The 21,283-nt window shown below is 71.8% G+C and carries 17 protein-coding genes; 8 read left to right on the forward strand and 9 right to left on the reverse strand.

Annotation, left to right across the window (positions count from 1 at the left end; translation table 11 throughout):
• Positions 1-84 precede the first annotated feature (84 nt).
• From GDIA_RS15090 to GDIA_RS15110, 5 genes are all read right to left on the reverse strand, one after another.
• Positions 85-672 carry an ankyrin repeat domain-containing protein gene (locus GDIA_RS15090; RefSeq protein WP_012554701.1) on the reverse strand — a complete coding sequence of 196 codons (588 nt, stop codon included), beginning with the start codon at positions 670-672 and terminating at the stop codon, positions 85-87.
• A 146-nt stretch (positions 673-818) separates the two neighbouring features.
• Positions 819-2,966 (reverse strand): hypothetical protein, encoded by a 2,148-nt coding sequence (locus tag GDIA_RS15095; protein ID WP_012554702.1) that lies wholly within the window; start codon positions 2,964-2,966, stop codon positions 819-821.
• Between the two features lie 3 nt (positions 2,967-2,969).
• Positions 2,970-5,792, reverse strand: a complete 2,823-nt coding sequence (locus GDIA_RS15100) for a DUF4159 domain-containing protein (RefSeq protein WP_012554703.1) — start codon at positions 5,790-5,792, stop codon at positions 2,970-2,972.
• On the reverse strand, positions 5,789-6,859 hold the full coding sequence (locus tag GDIA_RS15105) for a DUF58 domain-containing protein (protein ID WP_012554704.1): 1,071 nt from the start codon (positions 6,857-6,859) through the stop codon (positions 5,789-5,791). Before GDIA_RS15105 ends, GDIA_RS15100 begins: the two co-directional genes overlap by 4 nt.
• Before the next feature lie 9 nt (positions 6,860-6,868).
• Complete coding sequence (locus GDIA_RS15110) at positions 6,869-7,921, reverse strand: AAA family ATPase (RefSeq protein WP_012227874.1); 1,053 nt, start codon at positions 7,919-7,921, stop codon at positions 6,869-6,871.
• A 126-nt stretch (positions 7,922-8,047) separates the two neighbouring features.
• Between GDIA_RS15110 and GDIA_RS15115 the strand changes: the two genes are divergently transcribed.
• From GDIA_RS15115 to GDIA_RS15140, 6 genes are all read left to right on the forward strand, one after another.
• Positions 8,048-8,713 (forward strand): DUF1285 domain-containing protein, encoded by a 666-nt coding sequence (locus tag GDIA_RS15115; RefSeq protein WP_012554705.1) that lies wholly within the window; start codon positions 8,048-8,050, stop codon positions 8,711-8,713.
• A 40-nt stretch (positions 8,714-8,753) separates the two neighbouring features.
• Complete coding sequence (locus GDIA_RS15120; protein WP_012554706.1) at positions 8,754-10,016, forward strand: CCA tRNA nucleotidyltransferase; 1,263 nt, start codon at positions 8,754-8,756, stop codon at positions 10,014-10,016.
• A gap of 67 nt (positions 10,017-10,083) precedes the next feature.
• Positions 10,084-11,901 (forward strand): ABC transporter ATP-binding protein, encoded by a 1,818-nt coding sequence (locus GDIA_RS15125; RefSeq protein WP_012554707.1) that lies wholly within the window; start codon positions 10,084-10,086, stop codon positions 11,899-11,901.
• A 209-nt stretch (positions 11,902-12,110) separates the two neighbouring features.
• On the forward strand, positions 12,111-13,202 hold the full coding sequence (locus GDIA_RS15130; protein WP_012227859.1) for an HlyD family secretion protein: 1,092 nt from the start codon (positions 12,111-12,113) through the stop codon (positions 13,200-13,202).
• Positions 13,199-14,797: a DHA2 family efflux MFS transporter permease subunit gene (locus tag GDIA_RS15135; RefSeq protein ID WP_012554708.1), complete on the forward strand. Its 1,599-nt coding sequence runs from the start codon at positions 13,199-13,201 to the stop codon at positions 14,795-14,797. The genes GDIA_RS15130 and GDIA_RS15135 overlap by 4 nt, the downstream gene beginning before the upstream one ends.
• The gene (locus tag GDIA_RS15140) at positions 14,794-15,213 is read left to right on the forward strand and encodes an NUDIX hydrolase (RefSeq protein ID WP_012227856.1); all 420 of its coding nucleotides are present in this window, start codon (positions 14,794-14,796) and stop codon (positions 15,211-15,213) included. Before GDIA_RS15135 ends, GDIA_RS15140 begins: the two co-directional genes overlap by 4 nt.
• On the opposite strand, the gene GDIA_RS15145 is transcribed toward GDIA_RS15140, so the two are convergent.
• The 4 genes from GDIA_RS15145 to gpmI form a co-directional block, all read right to left on the reverse strand.
• Positions 15,197-15,700, reverse strand: coding sequence for an RNA pyrophosphohydrolase (locus GDIA_RS15145; protein WP_012554709.1), 504 nt, complete (start codon positions 15,698-15,700; stop codon positions 15,197-15,199). The genes GDIA_RS15140 and GDIA_RS15145 overlap by 17 nt on opposite strands.
• Positions 15,693-17,111, reverse strand: a complete 1,419-nt coding sequence (locus GDIA_RS15150) for a S41 family peptidase (protein WP_012227854.1) — start codon at positions 17,109-17,111, stop codon at positions 15,693-15,695. Before GDIA_RS15150 ends, GDIA_RS15145 begins: the two co-directional genes overlap by 8 nt.
• A gap of 134 nt (positions 17,112-17,245) precedes the next feature.
• The gene (locus GDIA_RS15155) at positions 17,246-18,595 is read right to left on the reverse strand and encodes a murein hydrolase activator EnvC family protein (RefSeq protein ID WP_012554710.1); all 1,350 of its coding nucleotides are present in this window, start codon (positions 18,593-18,595) and stop codon (positions 17,246-17,248) included.
• A gap of 1 nt (position 18,596) precedes the next feature.
• Positions 18,597-20,147: a 2,3-bisphosphoglycerate-independent phosphoglycerate mutase gene (gene gpmI, locus GDIA_RS15160; protein ID WP_012227846.1), complete on the reverse strand. Its 1,551-nt coding sequence runs from the start codon at positions 20,145-20,147 to the stop codon at positions 18,597-18,599.
• Positions 20,148-20,249: 102 nt separating this feature from the next.
• Between gpmI and msrB the strand changes: the two genes are divergently transcribed.
• Positions 20,250-20,633, forward strand: coding sequence for a peptide-methionine (R)-S-oxide reductase MsrB (msrB, locus tag GDIA_RS15165; RefSeq protein WP_012554711.1), 384 nt, complete (start codon positions 20,250-20,252; stop codon positions 20,631-20,633).
• On the forward strand, positions 20,630-21,280 hold the full coding sequence (gene upp, locus GDIA_RS15170; protein WP_012227842.1) for a uracil phosphoribosyltransferase: 651 nt from the start codon (positions 20,630-20,632) through the stop codon (positions 21,278-21,280). The genes msrB and upp overlap by 4 nt, the downstream gene beginning before the upstream one ends.
• Positions 21,281-21,283: the final 3 nt, after the last annotated feature.

Here is a 21,283-nt window from a genome sequence, read left to right on the forward strand (position 1 = left end):
CTCCGCTTCGGTGCTCGGAAACACACGCCGGGCGCGGCCCTTCTGGCCGCTCTCGCTCAGCAGCAGGGCTTTTGACACAGCCTCTTAGCTTCCCCCGAAGCCCAGGAACCCGATCGAAGGCTGCGGCGTGCCGCCGCTTCCCGCCACCACGACGCGCTTGCCATGGCTGCTGCCGTTGATGCTGAGATGCCCGGCACCGTTCTGGATCGAGACGCCCGAATGGGTGGTCGAGGCCGCGATGACGTGGTCGTCGTTCAGCGTGCGCAGCGACAGCAGCAGGAAGGTGATGTCGTTGCGGTTCAGGTCGATGGCCATGTCCAGCGGCGTCTGGCCCAGCACATTGTGCCCTTCGGTGTCCGCGCCGCGATTCAGGGCTTCCTTCGCCGCGCCGAGGCTGCCGCGATTGATCGCGTCGAACAGGGCGGCGGTGGGATTGAGGTCGCCGTTGGCGTGGCCGCCGATGTCCTCGGACGAGACCGCGCCCGGCAGCGCGGCCGGCGGCGCGGCGGCGCGGGCGGCGCGGCGGGCCTCGGCCTGCTTCGCGGCGTCGGCGGCCTCGGCGTCCGATTCCTCGTCATCCTGGGCGTAGGCGAAATGCATCGGAGCGATCAGCACCGCACTGCCGGCCAGCAGCGCGATGAAGAGGATGCGGATACCGGATCTGACAATCATCGTTGGTCTCAGTGACACTCGTCTCGATAACAGGCGCGACCTGTTCGGGGCGGATGCGGGCCGGCGGGTGACGGGGCGGGCCGGCCTGCCGGACGCGGAACCGGCAGCCATTTCATAATCCAGATCAGGGTCCAATGCGACGGAAATCATCTTCCTTCCCGCCACCAGCCGGCCAGCAGCAGCCCGCCCGCCAGCAGCAGGACGATCCAGCCCGCCAGCAGGGGGCGGGCGGTGCGGCCGGTGACCAGCCTGGCGTCGCGCTGCGGAAAGCCGATCCAGTCCGGGCCTGACGCGGCGCCCGGGCCGGGTGCGTGCAGGGCCGGCAGGCGCGGCTGCGCCGCGTCGTCGCCCAGCCAGTAGACCCCGCCGCCGGTCCGGTCCGCCATGGGGGACAGGATCGTGGCGGTGGCGCGCAGGTCGGAAAATTCCACCGGATCGCCGGGCGCGGGGGCGGCGAAGGCACGATGGGTGCCGTCGTCGGCCATCCAGATTCCGGGCTGGGTGGCGGGCACGGCGGCCTCCGACAGGCCGATGCCGATGGGGCGCAGGGGGACCTGCCGGGTGATGCCGTCCGGCGCGGTGATGGTCACGGCCGTGGGACCGGTCTCGGCGGCGGTGCGGTGCGTCACCACCATCCGCCCGTCCGCGATGGCGGCGGTCAGTTGTTCCTCCTCCAGCTCCGGCTCCTTCATCAGCCAGTGCGAGATCCGGCGCAGCAGTTCCGATTGCGGGCCGCCGCCGCCCTCGCCATGCGACCACAGCCAGATCTGGTCCGACAGCAGGAAGGCGACGCGGCCGCGATCCACCCGGTCCAGGATCAGCAGCGGCGTGTGGTCCGGCCCGTCCATCAGCGCCTGGCCGTGGGAAGTGTCCGCCCGCAGCGCGCGGTACCAGGGCCCCCAGTCGGCGTCATGGCCGGTATCATGGCCGTCCGGGGCAGTGCCGGCACCCGGCAGGTCGGCAGTGACGGGGTGGCGCTGGCCGGCGGCGGTCAGCGCGGGCTTGAAGCGCTGTTCCACCATTCCGCCGTCCACCGGCACGTGGGCCGGCAGGATGTCGCCCAGCGGCGTGTCCTGCAGCGATCCGGGGCCGAGGAATTCCGGGCCGCCGATCAGCAGCAGGCCGCCCCCGTTGCGCACGTAGTCGGCGATGTTTTCCAGATAGGCCCGCGGCAGGATGGCGCGGTTCTCGAACCCGTCCAGGATGATCAGGTCGAACTGGCCGATCTTCTGCTGGAACAGTTCGCGCACCGGGAAGGCGATCAGCGCCAGGTCCGACAGCGGCGTGCCGTCATCCTTGTCCGGCGGGCGCAGGATGGTGAAATGCACCAGGTCGACCGACGGATCGGCCTTCAGCAGCCGGCGCCAGACCCGTTCGCCCTGGTTGGGGGTGCCCGAGACCAGCAGCACCCGCAACCGGTCGCGCACGCCGTTGATGCGCACCACGTCCTGGTTGTTGGCGGTCGAGACCTCGCCCGCCAGGGGCGAGACCGACAGGCCGACCAGCATCGGGCCCGGATGGGTGACGGGCAGGGTGATGTCCTGCGGCGTGCCGACGTGCACCATCTGGTGCAGGGGGGGCTCGCCGCCCCGGCTGAGGGTCAGTTCGGCCCGGCCGTCGGCGGCCGGATGGGGACCCAGATCGTCGATTTGCACCCGCAGGGTCGCGGTCTGGCCGACGATGGCGTAGGGCGGCGCCTGCAGGATGCGCAGGCGCCGGTCGGTTTCCTCGCCCCGCGCCGTCAGCAGCACGTGCAGCGGCAGGTTCGTACGGTGGCCGGCGGCGTCCGTGGGGCGCAGATGGTCGGGCACGGATGCGGGGACGTCGTGGTCCTGGCCGTCGGTCAGCATGATGGCGCCGGCCAGCCGGCCGGGGGGAATGTCCGCCGCCGCCTGGTCCAGCGCGGCGAAGAGCTGCGTGCCCTGGTCGTGGCCGCCGCGCACGGTGACGGTGCGCAGGGTCAGTCCGGGCAGGCGCGCGGCCTGGGCCTGGATCTGTTCCGCCGCGCGGCGCGCGATCGCGGCGCGCTGGCCGATGCCCATCGACGGCGACTGGTCCACGATCAGCAGGCCGGTTTCGGGCAGCACCTGCCCGACCTCGCGAATCCGCTCTGGCCCCGCCAGCCACAGCAGCAGCACGCCGGCCGCCGCCGCGCGCCACAGCGTGCCGCGCGCGCGGCGCAGCAGCCCGGCCAGGGCGGCCGCGACGGCCAGGCCGGCCAGGACGAACAGCACCCAGGACGGAACCAGGGGCGCGAACCCCGTCATGTGGCGCAAGGTGTGCAGGTCGGGCATCGGTTATTCCCCCAGCCGCCGCAGCAGGGCCGGGACGTGGACCTGGTCCGCCTTGTAATTGCCGGTCAGGGCGTAGAGCACGGCATTGACCCCGAACCGGTAGGCCGCCACGCGCTGGGTATTGCCGTCCGGCATGGTGGCGTAGGGCGTATCGCCCTGGGCATCCACGGCCCAGGCATGGGCCCAGTCGCTGGCGCCCACGATCACCGGGCTGACGCCGTCATTGGCGCTGTCGCCCTCGCGCGCCACCCAGACCGGCAATCCGTCATAGCGGCCGGGGAAGCCGTGCAGCAGGTAGAAGGTGTGGGCCAGCACGTGATGGTCGGTCAGCCGGGTCAGCGGCGGGATGTCCAGCCCCTGCGTCATGCGCCGCAGTGCCGCCGCCGTGCCGGGCGCCGGGGCGGCGAAGCTGTCATGCCCGCCGCCGGGGGCGGCCGGATCGACGCCCTGGCTGTCGATCATCAGGATTCCGCCGTGGCGCATATAGGCATTCAGCGCCGCCGCGCGGGCCGGATCGGCGGTCGCGTCCGCCGTGACCGGCCAGTACAGCATCGGGTAATAGGACAGGTCGTCGCGGCCCGGCACCACGCCGTCCGGATGGCCCAGCACGGCGGAGGTGCGGGCGTTGGCGTAATCCGACAGGCCCTGCAGCCCCTGGCGCGACACGGTGTCGATATCGTCGTGCCCGGTCAGGATATAGCCCAGCCGGGTTTCCAGCGCGGCGCCCGGCACGCCGGCCGGCGGCGGATCGGCCAGGGCGGGGCGCGCGGGCGCGTGGGCGGCCAGCAGCCCGGCCACGACCAGGGCGGCGGCCCTGCGCCCGCCCGCCAGCCGCCCGGCGCGCAGCATCTGCGTCAGCAGCGCGTCCAGCACCAGCAGCAGCACCGCCGCCGCGACCAGCCACGGGCCGGGCACCAGGTCGCGGCGCTGGCCGTCCAGGCTGGCGGCCTGTCCGATCGGCTGCTGGGGGGAAAGGGGAGGCATCGCGTCGCCCAGGTTCAGGGCCCGGCGGGCGGTGCGCGGGCCGTACAGGCCCGGCGGGTGGGCGGACGAGGCCGCCTGCGTGCCGAACGCGTCCGCCGGCAGGGCGCGGGCGCCCGGCGGGGGCGGGCCAAGGATGGCGTCGGAATCCAGCGTCATGTACGGCGCGAGCAGGCTGTGGTCGGCGGGCGCTTCCACGCCGGCCGCGCGTTCGGCCAGCCGGCGCAACATCGCGACGAACAGGCCGGACAGCGGCAGGTTGGACCAGTCCGCCGTGCTGGTGACGTGGAACAGCACGACCTCGCCCGCGCCCAGCGCGGCATGGGTGACCAGCGGCGTGCCGTCGGACAGGCGCGCCCAGCTATGATCCGCCAGGTCGGCGGCCGGGCGGGCGAGGACCTGGCGCGACACCGTCACCTCGGGCGGGATCGGCAGTCCGTGAAACGGCGAGGCGTCGGGGAAGGGGGCCAGTTGTTCCGGCTTGCCCCACGACATGGCGCCGCCCAGTTGCCGCTCGCCCTGCATCAGCGGCACCGGGAGCAGCGTGTCGGCGGGGGGGAGATGCGCGGCGTCGTCCTGGGGGGCTTCCATAGGGGCGGCGGGCATGTCGGGCGAGGCCATGTCGCGGTCCGGGCTGCCGTTCAGCAGCGGTCCGGCGAAGCGGACCAGCATGCCGCCCTTGCGCACCCAGGCGGCGACGGCGCGGCGGGTCTGCGGGCTGTCCAGCGCGCCGTCCGGGGCGACCAGCACGGAGAGCGGGCGGGCCAGCAGGGTCGCGGCCGAGCCCTCGCGCAGTTCGGCGGTGGGGGCCAGCGCGCGCCGCAGGTAGAACAGCGGCCCGACCAGCGGGGTATCGGTGCCGGCGACGCCGATCAGCCCGACCGGCCGCCGCCGGTCGCCTTCGTCCAGCAGGCGCATGCCGGCCGGGCCGGGCATGTCGTCCAGTACCAGCCGGTCGATGCGGTTGCGCAGTTCGGCGGGCAGCGCTACGCCGGCCGTGGCGCGGTCCGCCCCGGCGGCCAGCGAGAGCGGGACCAGCGCCAGCACCCCGCCGTCGGCGGCCTCGGCCCGCACGGTCAGGTGGCGTGGGTGGGGCTGGGGCAGGGCGGCCAGCGCGACCCGCAGCGTGTCGCCGGCCGCGCCGGGATCGTCCTTCGCAGGGGGAACCAGGGACGCGACCGTCAGGTCCGGCGCCGTCAGAGTGCGTACCGGGCCGATAGCGGCCAGCGCCGCAGCAAATGCCGGATCGTCCGGGCCGGCCAACCCGTCGGAGACATAGACCACCGGCCCCCGCCATCCGCCGGCGGCCAGCGCGCGCAGGGCCCGCGCGGCGGCGGCGCGATCGGTCGGCCAGGGCATGGCGCGGGTGGAATCCAGCGCGCCGCGCAGCAGGGACGGCGTCATCGCCGCGCCGATGGCCGGGGTCTCGCCCGCCGGGCCGGGCGCGGTCGTCAGCAGCCGGGCGTGGCGTCCGGCGCGGCCGGCGCGGTCCAGCACGGTGTCCAGCGCGGCCAGCCGGTGGGTCCAGCCCGGCACGGCGGCCCAGCCGTTATCCAGCACCAGCAGCGGATCGCCGGAGCCCTCGGCCCGCGGACCCGTCGCCTGGTCGCGTGGCACCACCGGCCCCGCCAGCCCCACGATCAGGCCGGCCAGCGCCAGGCAGCGCAGCAGCAGCAGCCAGGGCGGCGCGGTCGCCGCGTCCGTGACCCGGGCGTGCAGTCCGCGCAGCAGCATGATGGCGGGAAAGGACTGCCGCCGGGGTGCCGGCGGCAGGGCGCGCAGCAGCAGCCAGATGACGGGCAGGACCGCCAGGGCCGCCAGCAGCCAGGGAAACTGGAAGATCATCGGCCGCGCCCCCCCCGCGCTGCCCGTCCGGCCGCGCCGCCCCGATCCATCAGGGCGGCGTGCAGGGCCAGCAGCGCCGTTTCCGGCCGCTGGTCGGTGACATGGCGGATCAGGTCCAGGCCGGTGGCGCGGCACACGGATGCCAGATCGTCCTGATGGCGGGCATAGGCATCGCGATAGGCGGCGCGCAGGCCTTCGACGCCCGACAGGGTCATCGCGGCCTCGTCCTCCAGCCCCGCGAAGCGGACGCGCCCGGCATAGGGCAGGCTGGCCTCCGCCGGGTCGTTGACCAGCAGCAGGTGCGCCCGCGCCGGGCGCGCGGCCAGGCCGCGCAGCAGGGCGTCGAGCGGCGCGATCTCGCCCAGCCCGTCGCCCAGCAGCACGACCCTTGCATGGCGGGGAACCTGGTGCGGATTGGGCAGGCCGGGATTGTCCGGTCCGCCCTCCATGATCCGCAGCAGCGCCACGGCCAGCCGGTCCAGGGCCGCCCGTCCGCCGGGGGGGATGTCGATGGGGCCGTCCGGGGCCAGCACCCGCACCCGTTCCCCCTGGCGCAGCGCCAGCGTGCCCACCGCCAGGGCCAGCAGCACCGCGCGGTCCGATTTCAGCGGCAGCGCCGCGCCCGAGCGCCAGCGCATCGACGCGCTGGGGTCGCACCACAGGCACAGCGTCTGGGCGGCCTCGGCCTCGGTCTCGCGCACATAGGCGCGGAGGCTGCGCGCGGATTGCCGCCAGTCGATCCGGGTCACCGGCTCGCCGGGCTGGGCGGGGCGGAACTGCCAGAAATCCTCGCCCGGGCCGGATTGCCGCCTGCCATGGTGGCCCACCGCCACGGTCGCGGCGATGCGCTGGGCCGCGAGGATCAGGGCCGGCATGCGGGCGGCCAGCGTTTCCGCCGCCAGGGGCAGGGGAACGGCCGCGCCGGGCGTATCGAGGGCCGCGTCCCCGCCCGCCGTGGCGCGGCCGTTCGGGGGCGGCCGGCGCAGCAGGCGGCGCAGCAGCCGGGCCGCGCGGCCCGGCCGGTCGTCAGGCCCGTGGTCAGGGAGGGAGGGAGAGGATCGCGTCACCGCCGGCGGTCAGTCCAGGGTCTGGAGCAGGCCGTCGATCAGTTGCGGCAGGCTCCTGTTCTCGGCCCGGGCGGTGAAGGTCAGGGACATGCGGTGGGCCAGCACCGGCTCCGCCAGGGCCGCGATGTCGTCGATGCTGGGCGACAGGCGCCCGTCCATCAGCGCCCGCGCGCGGGTGGCCAGCATCAGGGCCTGCGCGGCGCGGGGGCCGGGCCCCCAGGCGACGGAGTCGCGGATGGTCGCGTCCTGCGTGGTTTCCGGCCGGGCGGCGCGGACCAGGCGCACGATGGCATCGACCACCTTGTCGCCGACCGGCAGGGCGCGGACCAGGCGCTGGGCGTCGATCAGTTCGCGGTCGGTCAGGACGGGGCGCGGGGTGGCGTCCTGGGTTCCGGTCGTGGCCAGCAGCATGGCGCGTTCGGCCGCGGCGTCGGGGAAGCCCAGCGGGACCTGCAGCATGAACCGGTCGAGCTGCGCCTCGGGCAGCGGGTAGGTGCCTTCCTGCTCGATCGGGTTCTGGGTGGCCAGGACGTGGAACGGATGGGGCAGCGCGTGCTCGGTCCCGGCGATGGCCACCCGGTGTTCCTGCATAGCCTGCAGCAGGGCCGACTGGGTGCGGGGGCTGGCGCGGTTGATCTCGTCGGCCATCAGCAACTGGCAGAAGACCGGGCCGCGCACGAAGCGGAAGCTGCGGCGGCCATGCTCGTCTTCGTCCAGGATCTCGCTGCCCGTGATGTCGGAGGGCATCAGGTCGGGCGTGAACTGCACGCGCCGCGCCTCCAGCCCCAGCACGGTGCCCAGCGTCGTGACCAGCAGCGTCTTGCCCAGCCCCGGCGCGCCCACCAGCAGCGTATGGCCGCCGGCCAGGATGCTGACGAGGGTTTGATCGATGACGTCGCGCTGGCCGTGGATGATGCGCCCGATCTCGGCGCGCGCGGCCTGCAGCTTGCCGCCCAGGCGGTCCGCCAGGCCCAGGTCGGCGGCGGCTGCGTCGGGCATGGAGGTGCGCGCGGTGTCCGGTACGGTTCCGGTGGCGGAGGGCAGGGCGTCCGATATCGTCATACCCTTAATCTGACAGGTCCTGGGGTTTCATCAAGGTCCGGGTTCATCAAGTCCCGGGTTTGGTTGGGGGGTTTATCGGGGGTTGGGGGTTTCATCACGTCGGGTCTGATCCCTATATCGGGGAGCATGGTTCAACAGGCGCGGGTAACGCAGTTGGCTGACGATCAGAATACGCACGCCGCCTTCGATCTGGCCGGCGCGGAATGCTCCTCCCTGGCTGCCGCCGGCCCCCACGCGTCCCCTCCGGAGCGGCCGCGGGGGGCGGGGCGGTCCTGCGGGGCGTTGCCGTTCCTGGTGCAGCGCGACGGGACGTGGCTCTATCGCGGCACGCCGATCCGCCGCAAGCCGATGGTCTGCCTGTTCGCCTCGGTCCTGACGCGGGATGCCGAGGGGGCGTACTGGATGCAGACCCCGACCGAGCGTGGGACGATCACCGTCGAGGATGCGCCCTTCGTTGCCGTGGAACTGCATTGGGCCGGGTGCGGGCGCAGCCAGGTACTGTCCTTCCGCACCAATGTGGATCTGGTGGTCTGTGCCGGGCCGGAGCATCCGATCCAGGCCGACTGGAACGTGCCCTGCGCGGAATGCGGCAGCGGCCCCGTTCCCTACCTGCATGTGCGCGACGGCGACGGGGCCTTTCCCATCCAGGCCCGGATTGCCCGTGCCGTCTATTACGAACTGGCGGCCCTGGCGGTCCCCGGGGTCTGTTGCGGCGTGCCCTGCCTGGGGGTGTGGAGCCGCAACGTCTTCTTCCCGCTGTCGCGCCTGCCGACGCCCGACGCATCCGAATGAATGGCATGCCCGGTAAAGGGTGCCGCGTGATCGGCCCGGCATGACGTACGGGTGCGCCGTGGCGGCGGACGACCTGCCGTGCCGTCTGGCGACAGTGCTGCCGGACGGGCGGGCGGGGCTGGACCGCCTGTGGGCCGTGCTGCCGCGGGCGCGGTTGGTGGGCGGCGTGGTGCGCGACCTGCTGGCGGGCCGTCCGGTCTCGGACCTCGATCTCGCCACGCCGGAGCCGCCGGACCAGGTGCTGGCGGCGCTGGAGGCGGCGGGGATCAAGGTCGTGGCCACCGGGCTGGCCCATGGAACGGTGACGGCGGTGATCGCGGGCCGCCCCTACGAGATCACGACCCTGCGCCGGGACGAACGTACCGACGGGCGCCACGCCGTCGTCGCCTGGACCGACGACTGGGCCGAGGACGCGGCCCGGCGCGATTTCACCATCAACGCGATGTCCTGCGGCCGGGACGGGGTGGTGCATGATGCGTTCGGCGGCCGGGCGGACCTGGAAGCCGGGCATGTGCGCTTCGTCGGCGATCCGGCGACCCGCATCCGCGAGGACGCGCTGCGCGTGCTGCGCTTCTTCCGCTTCCACGCCCGCTATGGCCAAGGGACACCGGATGCGGCGGCGATGGCGGCGATCGCGGATGCGGCGGCGGCCGGGGCCCTGTCGCGCCTGTCGGCCGAACGCGTCTGGTCCGAATTGCGGCGCATCCTCTCCGGCCCCGCCGTGATGGAGAGCCTGGGGCTGATGGAGCGGACGGGCGTGCTGGCGCGGCTGCTGCCTGAGGGGTACGACCTGCCGGCGCTGGCCCGGCTGGTCGCCGCCGGGGCGCCGCCCGACGCCATCCTGTTCCTCGGCGTCCTGGCCCGGGCGACGCCCGGCCTTCTGGCGGCGCGGTTGCGCCTGTCGCGGGCCGAAGCCGCGTCCCTGGCCTCCCTGGGCGTGACGGCCGATTCGGCGGCGCCCGACCCGGAGGTGCCCGAACCGGGGGCGGACGACGACGCGCGGCGCCGGATGCTGGCGAACGAGGCGGCCGAGATCCTGGTCCGGCGAAGCTGGCGGGTGCAGGCGGAGCGGGTAGGCGCGCCCTCGGCGGCATGGGACGGGCTGCGGGCCGACCTGCTGGCCCGGGCGCGGCCGGTCTTCCCCCTGGCCGGGCGCGACGTGGTGGCGGCCGGCGTGGCGGCCGGGCCGCGTGTGGGCGCAGTGCTGGAGCGGGTTCGCGACTGGTGGATGGCAGGGGGATGCCGCGCCGGGCGGCGGGCCTGCATGGCCCAGCTTGAGCGCATGGTCGCCGATACCGCCTGACCGGGTGGGCAACCGGCGGGCGGCCCGTCGCTTTCCTTTGTTGCGAACTCCTTGTTTAAAGAGCCCCATGAACGTCGTCCCGCCTCGAACCCCGTCCCCTGCCGCCGCGTCGCTGGTGCCCCCCGGGGGCGGCCCGCAGAATTCCGAGCGCAGTACCGTCCTGCTGCGCCGGCTGTGGCGGTCGGAAGTGCGCCTGCATCGCGGGCGCATCGCATCGGTGATCGGGCTGACCGTCGTGATGGCGTCGCTGACCGGCCTGTACCCGCTGGTGATCCAGCGGGCGCTGGACATGTTCGCCGCCCATGATCCGCGCATCCTCTACCAGGTGCCGGCGCTGGTGATCCTGATCACCGCCGCCAAGGCGCTGTCCCAGTACGGCCAGACCGTGGCGGTGCAGAACCTGGTCCTGATCGTGATACGCGGGCTGCAGGCGCGCATGTTCCGGCATCTGCTGCACACCGATATCTCGCGCATCGAGCGCGAGGCCCCGGCGCAGCTTTCGGCGCGCTTCACCACCGATGCCGTGTCGATCCGCGAGGCGATGATCCGCGCGGTCAATTCGATCGGCGACGTGGTCACGGTCGCGGGCCTGGTCGTGTCCATGTTCTACATGGATTGGGAACTCAGCCTGATCGCCGCCGTGCTGTATCCGGTCGCGGCGGTGCCGATCCAGCGCCTGGGCAAGAAGGTCCGCCGTGCCTCGGGCGGCATGCAGGAACGCATGGGCGAGACCTCGGCCCTGCTGACCGAAAGCTTCGCGCAGGCCCGCACGGTGCGCGTCTACCGGCTGGAACAGAACGAGGAGGCCCGCGTCAGCCACACGTTCGACCAGTTGCACATGGCCCTGCAGCGCATCGCCCGGGGGCGGGCCCGCGTCGATCCGGTGCTGGAGGTGCTGGGTGGCTCGGCGGTCGCCGCCGTGCTGGGGTTCGCCGGCTGGCGCGCCGCGCGGGGCGGCGCGACGCTGGGCGATTTTTCCGGCTTCGTGGCGGCCCTGCTGCTGGCCGCGCGCCCGCTGCGGGCGCTGGGATCGCTGAACGCGGCGTTGCAGGAAGGGGCGGCCGGGCTGGAACGCATCTTCGCCGTGATCGACGAGCCCGCCGACATCGTCGAATCCCCCGATGCCCGTCCGCTGCCCGCCGGCAACGGCCATCTGCGCTTCGAGGACGTGTCCTTCTTCTATCCGGACGGACGGGCCGGGCTGGACGGGCTGAGCTTCGAGGCCCGGCCCGGGCTGACCGTGGCGCTGGTCGGCCCGTCCGGGGCCGGGAAATCCACCGCCCTGTCGCTGATCCCCCGCCTGCATGACGTCGGCGCCGGGCGCATCGTGCTGGACGGGGTCGACCTGCGGGCGCTCCGGCTGGGCGACCTGCGCGACGCCATCGCCTATGTCAGCCAGGACACGCTGCTGTTCGACCTGTCGGTGGCCGACAACATCCGCATCGGCCGCCCGGGCGCCACGGATGCCGAAATCCGCACGGCGGCGCGCGCCGCCGCGGCGGAGTCCTTCATCGACGCGCTGCCCGAGGGCTTCGCCACCCGGGTGGGGCCGGGCGGGCAGCGCCTGTCGGGCGGCCAGCGCCAGCGCGTGGCCCTGGCCCGCGCGCTGCTGCGCGACCCGCGCGTGCTGCTGCTGGACGAGGCCACCAGCGCCCTGGACAGCGAGAGCGAGGCCCTGGTCCAGCAGGCGCTGGGCCAGTTGCGCCAGGGGCGGACCACCATCGTCGTGGCCCATCGGCTGTCGACCGTACGCTCGGCCGACCTGGTGGTCGCGATGGCGGGCGGGCAGGGGGTCGAATGCGGTACCCACGCGGCCCTGATGGAAGCCGACGGGTTGTACGCCCGGATGGTCCGGACACAGGCATTCGGCGAAGTCGGCCCGTAAACGCGGGCTGGTGGCGCGTCCTTTACGATTGCTTTAAAAAACGATTTCAAAACAACCTGATGGCCGTGAAGCGCCGCGCGGTATCGTGGCGCGTGGGTTTTTCACCTGCGGGGGCGGTTGATGGATCGGGCGCTTCGTGCCATGGATTGACCGACCGGTTCGGTCAATATGTCCGCGCTGGCGGCAGGGCTGGAAACAAGAGGAACCGTATGGCCGAGCAAGACGGCGCTACGCCGGGCAAGACGCCGGACGACACGCGCAGGAAAAAATCCAATCCGATGGTGCGGATCGGCCTGATCGCCTTCGTCGCGGTCGTCGCCGTGGGGGCGGGGGTGTACTGGTTCCTGACCCGCAACGATATCGAGACCGACGATGCCTTCACCGCCGGGCGCGCGGTGACGATCGCCCCGCATGTGCGCGGCTACGTCACCGCCCTGCTGGTGAACGACAACCAGTTCGTGCATGCCGGCGACCTGCTGGCGAAGATCGATGACCGCGATTATCGCGCCGCGCGCGACAACGCGGCCGCGACGCTGGACATCGCCCGTGCCCAGGCGGCCGGCGCGCAGTTCGGCCTGCTGGTCGCGCAGAAGGATTTCCCCGGCCGCCTGATCGCGGCGCAGGGACAGTTGCTGTCCGCCCAGGCGCAGGAATTCAGGGCCGAGACCGATTATCGCCGCCAGCACGCGGTGGCCCGCGCGGCCACCACGCAGCAGGATATCGACTACGCCACCGCCGCGCTGCAGGCCGCCAAGGCCCAGGTGCTGCAGGCCCAGGGCAACCTGCAGGTGGCCGAGCCGGTGAAGGCCAATATCTCGAACACGCAGACGCGGGTCGGCCAGTTCGACGCGCAGGTGACGCAGGCGCAGGCGCAACTGACCCAGGCGGAACTGAACCTGGGCTGGACCGAAATCCGGGCGCCGCATGACGGCTGGATTTCCCAGCGCAATATCGAACGCGGCAGCTTCGTCAGCGAAGGCCAGTCGATCTTCTCGATCGTCGAGCCCGAGGTCTGGGTGATCGCGAACTACAAGGAAACGCAGGTCACCCACATGCGGCCGGGGCAGAAGGTCGATATCGCGGTCGATGCCTATCCGTTCCTGAACCTGCGGGGCCATGTGGATTCGATCCAGCTCGGCACGGGTGCCACCTTCAGCGCCTTCCCGCCGGAAAACGCCACCGGCAATTACGTGAAGATCGTCCAGCGCGTGCCGGTGAAGATCCTGATCGACGAGGGGCTGCGCGCCGACGTGCCGCTGTCGCTGGGCCTGTCGGTCGAGCCGACGGTCTACACGAAGTGAGCGGCGCGCCGCCGGGGGATGCGGGGGCGGCGGCGGATGCGCCGCAGCCCTGGAAGCCGCGGGCCAACCCGTGGCTGATCGCGGTCATCGTGACCGTGGCGGCGTTCATGGAAATCCTGGACACGACCATCGTCAACGTCTCGCTGCCGCATATCGCCGGCAGCCTGTCCTCGACCTATGACGATGCGACCTGGACCCTGACATCGTACCTGGTGGCGAACGGCATCGTCCTGACCATTTCCGGGTGGCTGGGAAAGCTGCTGGGGCGCAAGCGCTATTTCATCATCTGCATCTTCATGTTCTCGGTCTCGTCCTTCCTGTGCGGGATCTCGCACAGCCTGCCGCAACTGATCATGTTCCGCCTGATGCAGGGCTTCTTCGGCGGCGGGCTGCAGCCGAACCAGCAATCGATCATCCTGGACACGTTCCCGCCCGAACGGCGGGCGGCGGCGTTCGGCCTGACGGCGATCGCGACCATCGTGGCGCCGGTGATCGGGCCGTCGCTGGGCGGGTGGATCACCGACAATTATTCCTGGCGCTGGATCTTCTTCATCAACGTGCCGGTGGGCCTGCTGGCGACCTTCGCGGTGTCGATGGTCGTGGACGACCCGCCCTGGGCGCAGAAGCAGAAGGCGCCGCTCGATATCGTCGGCATCGGCCTGATCGCCATCGGCTTCGGCTGCCTGGAGGTCGCGGTCGACCGGGGCGAGGACGAGGACTGGTTCGGGTCGGGGATGATCCGCACCATGGCGGTACTGGCCGTCCTGGGCATCGGCGGGGCGGTCGCCTGGCTGCTGACCACCAAGCGGCCGGCGGTGGACCTGCGCGTGTTCAAGGACCGCAATTTCGCGACCGGCACGGCGCTGATCGGGGCGGTGGGCGCGCTGCTCTATGCCTCGGCGATCATCGTGCCGCAGTTCGCGCAGCAGGTGATGGGCTATACCGCGACGCTGTCCGGCCTGATCCTCTCGCCCGGCGGCATCGCGGTCATCATCCTGATCCCGCTGGTCGGGCGGGCGATGAAATATGTCAGCCTGCGGGTGCTGATCGCGTTCGGCTTCTTCTTCATGGGCGTGTCGCTGTTCTGGTCCGCGCATCTGGTGCCGGCGCTGGATTTCCGCCACCTGGTGTGGTTCCGCATGAGCCAGACCGCCAGCCTGGCGTTCCTGTTCGTGCCGATTTCCACCATCACCTATGCGACCCTGCCGCGCGAGTTGAACGCCGATGCGTCCGCCCTGTTCAGCATGGCGCGCAACGTGCTGGGCTCGATCGCGATCTCCGGGTCCACCGCCCTGCTGACGGAAATCCGGCAGGCGCACCAGACGCAGATGGTCCATTGGATGACGCCGTTCAGCCAGCCCTATGTCGATTACCTGGCGCATGCGCGCCAGGCGGCGGCGGGGCGCGGGGTGGCCTCGGCGGCGGTCAACGCCGTGGCGCAGCATCGGCTGTTCCTGGAATTCACCCGCCAGATCGCGATCCTGGCCTATAACGAGGTCTTCATGATCCTGGGCATAGGGGCGTTCATGGTGGTGCCGTTCTGCTTCCTGCTGTCGCCCATCCGTGGCGGCGGCAAGCCGGGAGCGGCGCATTGAGCCTGTCGCAGGACCTGGGGCCCGTCATTCGCGTCGTCTCGGCGGCGATCGTGCGCGAAGGGGCGTTGCTGCTGGTGCGCAAGCGCGGCACCGATGCCTTCATGCTGCCCGGCGGCAAGGCCGAGCCGGGCGAGGACGAGGCCGCCACCCTGCGGCGCGAACTGGACGAGGAACTGGGCTGCGGCCTGCATCCGGAATCGGTCGCGCTGCTGGGCCGCTTCGCGGCGCCCGCGGCGAACGAGCCGGGATTCACCGTGCAGTCGGCGGTGTATCGCGGCCGGCTGGAGGGCCGGCCAGCCATCCGCGCGGAAATCGCGCAGATGCTGTGGTTCGACCTGCGCGCATCCCATGGGGAGGCCGTGCTGGCGCCGCTGCTGCGCCTGCACGTGCTGCCCGCCCTCAGGCAGGCTGGCTGAAGCGGGCGAAGTCGCGGACCAGGGTCCGGTAGATGTCGCGCTTGAAGCCGACATTGCGCTCCGGCAGGCTGGGCAGGTCGATCCACTGCCAGGCATCGAATTCCGGCGGCTGCTGGTCGTCCAGGCGGATATCCGAATCCTGCCCGGTGAAGCGCAGGGCGAACCATTTCTGCGTCTGGCCGCGATAGCGCCCGCCCAGCGCCCGGCCGATCAGCGCGGCGGGCAGGTCGTAGGTCAGCCAGTCCGGCCGCGCGCCCATGATGACGGCCCGGTCGGTGCCGATTTCCTCGCGCAGTTCGCGCAGCACCGCCTCTTCCGGGTCCTCGTCGGCGTCGATGCCGCCCTGCGGGCACTGCCAGACGCCGCCATCCAGCGGGCCGCCGGCGCCCGGCTGGTCGGTGCGGCGGCCGATCAGGATCTTGCCCCGGGCGTTGAACAGCATGGCGCCGACATTGCGGCGATAGGGCAGGGTCGCCGCGTCAGTCATGACGCGGCGCCGCGGGGACGGCGGCGGCGGCCGAACGCGGCCCCGTTCCCATCGCGCGGACGATCTTCAGCCCTTCCTGCAACTGGAAGTCGGTGGCCGGCTTGGTCGGGTCGAAGGACGGCCAGTTCGCCGGCGGCTCGTCGGGGATGGACGACACGATGGCGGGCAGGTCGGTGCGGGCCGGCGGCTTGGCGGTATTGCCGCCCTGGTTCTTGATGATGTGGCTGAGGTCGGCCTCGCGGATGCTGTAGGCCGGGTCCTCGCGCGTTTCGCGCACTGTCACGTCGGGCACGATGCCCAGCCCCTGGATGGACCGGCCCGAGGGCGTGTAGTAGCGCGCCGTCGTCAGCCGCAGCGCGCCGTCGCCCGGGATGGGCAGGATGGTCTGCACCGAGCCCTTGCCGAAGGATTTTTCGCCCACCACCACCGCGCGCTGGTGGTCCTGCAGCGCGCCGGCGACGATTTCGCTGGCCGAGGCCGAACCGCCATTGATCAGCACCACCATCGGCAGGTCGTCGGTGATGTCGGTGCCGTGCGCGTCCCACCGCTGGCTTTCCTGCGGATGGCGGGCGCGGGTCGAAACGATCTCGCCATTGCGGATGAAATCGGACCCGACCTGGATCGCCTGGTTCAGCAGCCCGCCCGGGTCGGACCGCAGGTCCAGCACCAGCCCGGTCAGGTGGCCGTGGGCTTCGTCCTTCAGCTTGCGGAACGCGGCTTCCAATCCCGGGCCGGTCTCCTCGTTGAACTGCGAGACGCGGATGTAGCCCACCGTGTCGTACAGCGCCGATCGGATGACCTGGATATGGATGATCGCGCGGGTCATGGTCACGACGATCGGCTTGGGCGTCTTTTCCCGGATCAGGGTCAGGGTGATCTTGGTATCCGGCTTGCCGCGCATGCGCCCCACGGCCTCGTCCAGCGGCAGGCCGTCGATGTTCTTGCCGTCGATCGCGACGATGTAGTCGCCCGGCTTGATCCCGGCGCGCGCCGCCGGCGTGTCGTCGACCGGCGAGACGACGCGGATATGGCTGTCCTCGCCCTGCACCTCCAGCCCCAGCCCGCCGAATTCGCCCTTGGTCTGGACCTGCAGGTCGCCGTACTGCTTTTCGGTCATGTACGAGCTGTGCGGGTCCAGGCCGCTCAGCATGCCGTTCAGCGCGTTGATGATCAGGTCGCGATTCGAGACCGGATCGACATAGTTCGCCTTCACCTGTTCCAGCACGTGGCCGAACAGCGACAGCAGGCGGAAATTCTCGGCCGGTGAATCGCTGTCCTTCGACAGGCTGGCGGCCAGGGCGTTGGACGTCAGGTTGCCACCCCCCAGGCCGGGAAGGTGGGTGATCTGCGGACCCGCGGCGATACCTGCCAGAAAGGCGCAACCAAGCAGCAGGCCGGTGCGGAACGTCATGCCGTACGTCTCCTGAATGAAGCCGCCCGCCGCCCCTGGCGTGGGGCCGTGGACGGCGGTACGTGCCAAAGGGCACGTGGGGAGTCATTTTCGGCAATCTTATACCGAACTCCCACGCGGCGGAAACTGCCTACTCACAGGAACGGGGCGGGATCGATCGCGGTGCCGCCCCGGCGTAGCTGCACGAACAGGGTGGGCCGGCCGCCCTGGCCCGACCAGCCGGGCATGCTGCCGACGGGCGCGCCCCGGGCCAGCGCCTGGCCGGTGGAAACCGCCAGCGACCCCAGTCCCGCCAGCACGAAGCGGTAATGCCGCCCGCAATCCAGGATGGTCATCTGGCCGTACGACCGGAACGCGCCGGCGAAATCCACCTGCCCCGCGCAGGGCGCGCGGACCGTGGCGCCGGGCGGGGGGGCGTAGGTGATGCCGGTGGCGGGACCGGCCTCGGTCCCCGCGCCCCAGCCAGTGACGATGGTGCCCGGTACCGGCGCGCCGCGCCCGGCCGCCGGCCCGGGGCCCGGACCGGGCCCGGGACCCTGGGCTATGGCCTGGGCGCGGGCGTGGGCGGCGGCGGCCTCGTCGGCGTGGTGCGCGCGCATCGCCGCCTGCGCCGCGCGTTCCAGCCGGTCCTCGGCGGCCTGTTCCAGCGCCTCGATTCGCGCGACGGCGTCCTGCAGGCTGGTGGCCTGCCGCGTCGCGTCCTCGACCTGGCGCGCGGCCAGCGCCGCCGCGCCGGTCGACCGGCGCTGGGCCAGGCGCGCGGCCTGCGCGGCGCGGGCTACCTCGTCGCGTTGCGTCGCCTGCCGGCGTTGCAGATCGTCCAGCCGCGCGCCCTCGCGCGCCAGGTCGTCGTCCAGCCGGGCCAGTTCGGCGCGGCGGGTGCGGATGGCGTCGGCCCGCTGTTCCAGTTGCGCGGACAGGCCCCTGATGACCAGCAGGCCGGTGACGGCGTCGTCGGGCGGCACGGGGGCGGCCAGCAGCGTGTCGGCCGGATAGCGCGCCAGCCGTGCCGCCAGGGGCAGCATGGGCGCCATGGCGGCCGAATCCCGGTCCAGTTCGGCGCGCAGGCGTGCCTGTTCCGCTCGCAGGGCGTCCACGCGGCCGGCCAGGTCGGCGGTCTGCTGTTCGGTCTGCTGAAGCTGGGCGGTGGCGTCGACCGTCGCGGCCGACAGGGCGGCGGCGCGGGCGGTGTCCTGGCGGGCCTGCGCCTGCGCCGCGTTGCGTGCCTGGGTGCGGGCGGCCAGGTCGCTGGCCTGGCGCTGCTGCCGGGCGATCAGGGCCTGCCGCGCCAGGCGGGCCTGTTCCACCGCGCGGCGGGCCGCCGCCGCCGCGTCATCGGTCCCCCGGCCGGAATGAAGCGCATGGTGGCGGGGGGCACGGGGCGGGGCGGCATCGGCCGATCCCCCAATGGCCGGGACCCCCCAGGGGGCCGGGACCCAGGTGGCCAGCCCGGCGAGCAGGCCGGCCACCAGCGCGCGTTTCAAGTTAAAAACGGTGTTTTTCGACCAGCAGCGACGTCCCGGTCATGGCGGCGGGCTGCGGCAGGCCCATCAGGGCCAGCAGGGTGGGCGCCAGGTCGGACAGGCGGCCGTCATGCAGCGTCATCTCGCGCACGCCGGTCAGCACCACCGGCACGACGTTCAGCGTGTGGGCGGTGTGCGGGCCGCCGGTCTTGGCGTCGAACATGGTTTCGGCATTGCCGTGATCGGCCGTGACCAGCAGTGCGCCGCGCTGGCGGTGCACCGCTTCCACCAGGCGTTTCAGGCCGCGATCCACCGCCTCGATCGCCTTGACGGCGGCACCGAACACGCCGGTATGGCCCACCATGTCGGCGTTGGCGTAATTCAGGACGATCAGGTCGTACTTGCCGCTTTCGATCGCCGCCACCGCCTTGTCGGTCAGTTCGGGGGCGGACATTTCCGGCTGCAGGTCATAGGTCGCGACCTTGGGCGAGGGCACCATGATCCGGTCCTCGCCCGGAAGCTGGGCTTCCTTGCCGCCGTTGAGGAAGTAGGTGACGTGGGGGTATTTCTCGGTCTCGGCCATGCGCAACTGGTGCAGGCCGGCCTTCGACACCACCTCGCCCAGCAGGTCGTCCAGCGTCTCGGGCGGGAACAGCACCCCGATCAGCTCCGCCAGCCGGTCGCTGTAGCGCGTCATGCCGACGGCGGCGGAGAACCGGATGACGCGCGAGCGGGCGAAGCCCTCGAAATTCTTCTCCAGCAGCGCGTCGAAAAGCTGGCGGATGCGATCGGCGCGGAAATTGAAGGACAGGATGGCGTCGCCGTCCTTCATCCCCCCATAGGTGCCCAGCACGGTCGGGGGCAGGAATTCGTCCGTGGTTCCGGCCTTGTAGGCCGCATCCAGCACCGCGAGCGGGTCCTCGCCATGCGGCCCCTGGGCCGAAACGATGGCGTCATAGGCCTTTTCCACCCGGTCCCAGCGGCGGTCGCGGTCCATGGCGTAGTAACGGCCGGACATCGTGGCGATGGACACGGCGTCCGGCAGGGCGGCGCGCAGGCTGGCCACGTACTCGCGGCCGGAATGCGGCGGCGTGTCGCGCCCGTCGGTGAAGGCATGGAAGGCGACCGGAACCCCCTGGTCGGCCAGGATCTTCGCCAGCGCCACGGCATGGTCCTGGTGGGAATGCACGCCGCCCGGCGAGACCAGGCCCATCAGGTGGCAGGTGCCGCCGCTCTGCTTCAGGGTTGCGACCAGGCCCATCAGGACCGGATTGGCGGCCAGGCTGCCGTCACGGATGGCGGCGAAGATGCGCGGCAGTTCCTGCATGACCACGCGGCCGGCGCCGATATTCAGGTGCCCGACCTCGGAATTTCCCATCTGCCCTTCCGGCAGGCCGACATCCTCGCCACATGTCTTCAGGAAGGCGTGCGGGCCTTCCTGCCACAGGCGGTCGAAGGCAGGGGTATGGGCCGCGCGGACGGCGTTGTCCGTCGGGTCGTCGCGCCAGCCGAACCCGTCGAGGATGACGAGCATGACCGGGCGTCGGGGATGCAGGTGCGTCTGGGTGGTCATGGGTATTCTCTCCCGTAATTTTGTCGTTCATGATGGCATCAAATTTCGGGATTGCGAATGTCCCGGCGACGGAAAGACGCCCGCCCGAATGGAGAATGCGGCATGACCCAGGTAAAAACCCCCACCGTCTGCGGCGTGCTGACGCCCGAGCAGGTCCGCGTGATGCGCGAGCATGGGACCGAGCGGCCGGGGTCCAGCCCGCTGAACCATGAAAAACGCACCGGCCTGTATCGCTGCGCGGCCTGCGGCACGCCGCTGTTCCGGTCCGATACCAAATATGACAGCGGCAGCGGCTGGCCGTCCTATTATGACGCGCTGCCCGGCGCGGTGGAAGAACAGGTCGATACCAGCCACGGCATGGTGCGGGTGGAAATCCATTGCGCGTCCTGCAAGGGGCATCTGGGCCATCTGTTTCCCGACGGGCCGCCGCCCACCGGCCAGCGCTACTGCATCAACGGCGTGGCGCTGGAGTTCGTGCCCGCATGAGCGGCGAGCAGACTCCGCCCGCCCCGGTGGTGGTGCTGGACCATCCGCTGGTCCAGCACAAGCTGACGCGCCTGCGCCAGGCGACGACCTCCACCGCCGGGTTCCGCCGCCTGACGCGCGAAATCAGCCTGCTGATGGCCTACGAGGCCACGCGCGACCTGAAGCTGGAAGCGGTGGAGATCGAAACGCCGCTGGAGCGCATGGAAGGGCACCTGCTGTCGGGCAAGAAACTGTGCCTGGTGTCGATCCTGCGGGCCGGCAACGGCATCCTGGACGGGATGCTGGACCTGCTGCCGGCGGCGCGGGTGGGGCATATCGGCCTGTTCCGCGACCATGCGACGCTGGAGCCGGTCGAATATTACATGAAGCTGCCCGACGATATCGGCGAGCGTGTCTGCATCGTCGTCGATCCGATGCTGGCCACCGGCCACAGCGCGGCGGCGGCCATCGACCGGCTGAAGGGGGCGGGGGCGCGGCACGTCGTGTTCGTCTGCCTGCTGGCGGCGCCCGAGGGCGTGGCCTTCCTGTCCCGGGCGCATCCCGACGTGAAGATCATCACCTGCGCGATCGATCGCGGGCTGGACGATCACGGCTATATCCGTCCCGGTCTGGGCGACGCCGGCGACCGGCTGTTCGGGACCAAATAGCAA

This window comes from Gluconacetobacter diazotrophicus PA1 5 (genome assembly GCF_000021325.1).
GTDB classification, from domain to species: Bacteria; Pseudomonadota; Alphaproteobacteria; order Acetobacterales; family Acetobacteraceae; genus Gluconacetobacter; species Gluconacetobacter diazotrophicus.

What these genes read in the sequence shown, in the direction of transcription:
- GDIA_RS15090 (WP_012554701.1), bottom strand. Translation starts at nt 672, where the DNA reads ATGATTGTCAGATCCGGTATCCGCATCCTCTTCATCGCGCTGCTGGCC.
- GDIA_RS15095 (WP_012554702.1), bottom strand. Translation starts at nt 2,966, where the DNA reads ATGCCCGACCTGCACACCTTGCGCCACATGACGGGGTTCGCGCCCCTG.
- GDIA_RS15100 (WP_012554703.1), bottom strand. Translation starts at nt 5,792, where the DNA reads ATGATCTTCCAGTTTCCCTGGCTGCTGGCGGCCCTGGCGGTCCTGCCC.
- GDIA_RS15110 (WP_012227874.1), bottom strand. Translation starts at nt 7,921, where the DNA reads ATGACGATATCGGACGCCCTGCCCTCCGCCACCGGAACCGTACCGGAC.
- GDIA_RS15115 (WP_012554705.1), top strand. Translation starts at nt 8,048, where the DNA reads ATGGTTCAACAGGCGCGGGTAACGCAGTTGGCTGACGATCAGAATACG.
- GDIA_RS15120 (WP_012554706.1), top strand. Translation starts at nt 8,754, where the DNA reads ATGACGTACGGGTGCGCCGTGGCGGCGGACGACCTGCCGTGCCGTCTG.
- GDIA_RS15125 (WP_012554707.1), top strand. Translation starts at nt 10,084, where the DNA reads ATGAACGTCGTCCCGCCTCGAACCCCGTCCCCTGCCGCCGCGTCGCTG.
- GDIA_RS15130 (WP_012227859.1), top strand. Translation starts at nt 12,111, where the DNA reads ATGGCCGAGCAAGACGGCGCTACGCCGGGCAAGACGCCGGACGACACG.
- GDIA_RS15145 (WP_012554709.1), bottom strand. Translation starts at nt 15,700, where the DNA reads ATGACTGACGCGGCGACCCTGCCCTATCGCCGCAATGTCGGCGCCATG.
- GDIA_RS15150 (WP_012227854.1), bottom strand. Translation starts at nt 17,111, where the DNA reads ATGACGTTCCGCACCGGCCTGCTGCTTGGTTGCGCCTTTCTGGCAGGT.
- gpmI (WP_012227846.1), bottom strand. Translation starts at nt 20,147, where the DNA reads ATGACCACCCAGACGCACCTGCATCCCCGACGCCCGGTCATGCTCGTC.
- msrB (WP_012554711.1), top strand. Translation starts at nt 20,250, where the DNA reads ATGACCCAGGTAAAAACCCCCACCGTCTGCGGCGTGCTGACGCCCGAG.
- upp (WP_012227842.1), top strand. Translation starts at nt 20,630, where the DNA reads ATGAGCGGCGAGCAGACTCCGCCCGCCCCGGTGGTGGTGCTGGACCAT.